The organism is Kitasatospora putterlickiae (assembly GCF_039527695.1).
GTDB lineage: Bacteria > Actinomycetota > Actinomycetes > Streptomycetales > Streptomycetaceae > Kitasatospora > Kitasatospora putterlickiae.
Genome location: NZ_BAAAKJ010000513.1, coordinates 6471 through 8489, shown reverse-complemented (window position 1 = coordinate 8489; position 2019 = coordinate 6471). Strand labels below are relative to the sequence as shown.

Below are 2019 nucleotides of genomic sequence, written 5' to 3'. Positions count from 1 at the left end.
TCGGCGACGGCGCGGCCGGACCGGCCCCGGGGACCCCGGGCGGCGCGGGCCCGCCGGGCCCGGCCGGGCGGATCACCGCGTGGAAGGCGGCGGGCTCGCGGCTGGCACTGCTGCCCGTGCGGCTCTTCCTCGGCATCACCTTCGTCTACGCCGCGCTCGACAAGCTCTCCGACAGCCACTACCTGGCCGGAGCCGGCGACCCGGCCTCGTTCGTCTCGCAGACCCTGGCCGTCAAGGGATCCAGCCCGGTCGGCCCCCTGCTCGGCCCGGCCCTGGACCACCCCACCCCGTTCGCCCTGCTGGTCGCCTTCGGCGAGCTGGCGGTGGGCCTGGGCACCCTGCTCGGCCTCTGGGGCCGGCTCGCCGCCGCCGGCGGGGCGCTGATCAGCCTCACCCTCTGGCTCACCGTCAGCTGGAACGTCTCGCCGTACTACCTCGGCAACGACCTCGCCTACCTGATGGCCTGGACGCCGCTGCTGCTGGCCGGCACCCCGTACCTCTCGGTGGACGGCTACCTCGCCCGGCGCTCCGCCCGGGACCGCCGGCGCGGCCTGAGCGAGGACCACGTCCGGCGCCGGGCCCTGATGGACGGCGGCATCGCGGCCGTCGCGCTGGGCGGCGCGGGACTGCTCACCGGCTCGCTGACCGCCACCTTCGGGCGGGACAAGCCCACCGCGAAGGCGAAGCAGTCGCCCGCCCCGGCGCCGGTCACGGTGGCCGCCGCGAGCGTCCCGGTCGGAGGCTCGGCCCAGGTCAAGGACCCGGCCAGCGGCGACGCGGTCTACGTGGTGCAGCCCAAGGAGGGCCAGTACTGCGCGTTCTCCTCGGTCTGCACCCACTCCGGCTGCGCGGTCGACGCGCCGAAGAACGGCCAGCTGTACTGCCCCTGCCACGGTTCCCGGTTCGACGCGGCCACCGGCGCGGTGCTGAACGGCCCGGCCACCAAGCCGCTGCCGAAGTACCGGGTCACCAAGGACGGCGACCAGCTCCGGCTGGGACCGCTGGAGGCCTAAGGCGTGTCTGACAATTCCCGCCGGGCGTGCGACGCGAATGGTCAGACGCGCCCTAGTTTTCCCGGTCCTCCGGCCGGGAGCGGCGGACCGCCGCCGCCACCGCCCCGGCCAGGCCGCCCACGCCCAGGACGATGAAGGTCACCGGGATGACGATCCGGCCGTTCACCGAGACGTCGTTCACCGCCGCCACCAGGTAGAGCACGGCGATCGCGGTGAACAGCCCCCCGGCGATCAGCGAGAACAGGTCGAGCCGGTGCTTCCTCACTGCTGGACCACCTTGATGCTGCCGAGCCCGACCTTCAGCGTGAGGTCGAGCGTGCCTGTGGATGTCTGTCCGTTCGTCGGGAGCAACTGGTAGTCGCGGTTTCCCGGGCCGTCGTTGGCGGCCTCCCGGTCGGCGAGGCGGACCTCGACCAGGCCGGTCTCGCTGCGCACGTTGACCGTGGCGCTCGACGGCACCGTCACGGTCAGTTCGCCGGCGCCCAGCTCGACCGTGGTGGCCAGGGTCGCCCCGGCCGGGTCGAGCGCGCCGAGGTCCAGGTTCGCCGAGCCGACGCCCAGCGAGTACTTCGGACGCAGGTCGGCGGCCGTGGCGACGGTCCAGGAGCGTTCGCCGGCGATGTTCCGCGCGGAGACCGAGGACCCGCCGACCGCGGTCAGCGCGATGGTGAGCAGCAGGCCCGGGACCACCAGCCGGCGGGCCCGGCCGAACTTCGCGCCGAGCAGCAGGGTCAGCCCGATCACCAGCAGCGCGGTGGCCAGCACGCTGCCGGCCCGCACCGTCGACCCGCCGTCGGCCGAGACCGACCAGACGGCGCTGGCCGCGCCGACCGCCAGCAGCAGGCCGATCAGGCCGAGCGGGGAGCGCTCGCGCCGGTGCACCACCACGGGCGGCCGCGGCGGGGCGGGCGGGACGGGCCCGGCCTCCTTGCGCAGCGGGTCGCCCTCCGGCAGGCCCGAGTCCACGAAGCCCAGCCAGGCCTGCTTGATCCCGAGGATCGCGCGG

General features: G+C 74.9%; 2 protein-coding genes and 2 pseudogenes. 2 read left to right on the top strand and 2 right to left on the bottom strand.

The genetic code is table 11. From position 1 onward, the window contains the following. Positions 1–71: 71 nt before the first annotated feature. Both ABD308_RS38335 and ABD308_RS38330 read left to right on the top strand, forming a co-directional pair. Positions 72–551, top strand: a pseudogene (locus ABD308_RS38335) (DoxX family membrane protein); the annotation flags it as partial. A 33-nt stretch (positions 552–584) separates the two neighbouring features. Continuing rightward, on the top strand, positions 585–1013 hold the full coding sequence (locus tag ABD308_RS38330) for a Rieske (2Fe-2S) protein (protein ID WP_344345569.1): 429 nt from the start codon (positions 585–587) through the stop codon (positions 1011–1013). Between the two features lie 52 nt (positions 1014–1065). Here ABD308_RS38330 and ABD308_RS38325 read toward each other — a convergent pair whose 3' ends face one another. Beyond that, positions 1066–1278 carry a hypothetical protein gene (locus ABD308_RS38325; RefSeq protein WP_344345565.1) on the bottom strand — a complete coding sequence of 71 codons (213 nt, stop codon included), beginning with the start codon at positions 1276–1278 and terminating at the stop codon, positions 1066–1068. Continuing rightward, a pseudogene (locus ABD308_RS38320) lies at positions 1275–2019 on the bottom strand (hypothetical protein); the annotation flags it as partial. The gene ABD308_RS38325 and the pseudogene ABD308_RS38320, both read right to left, overlap by 4 nt.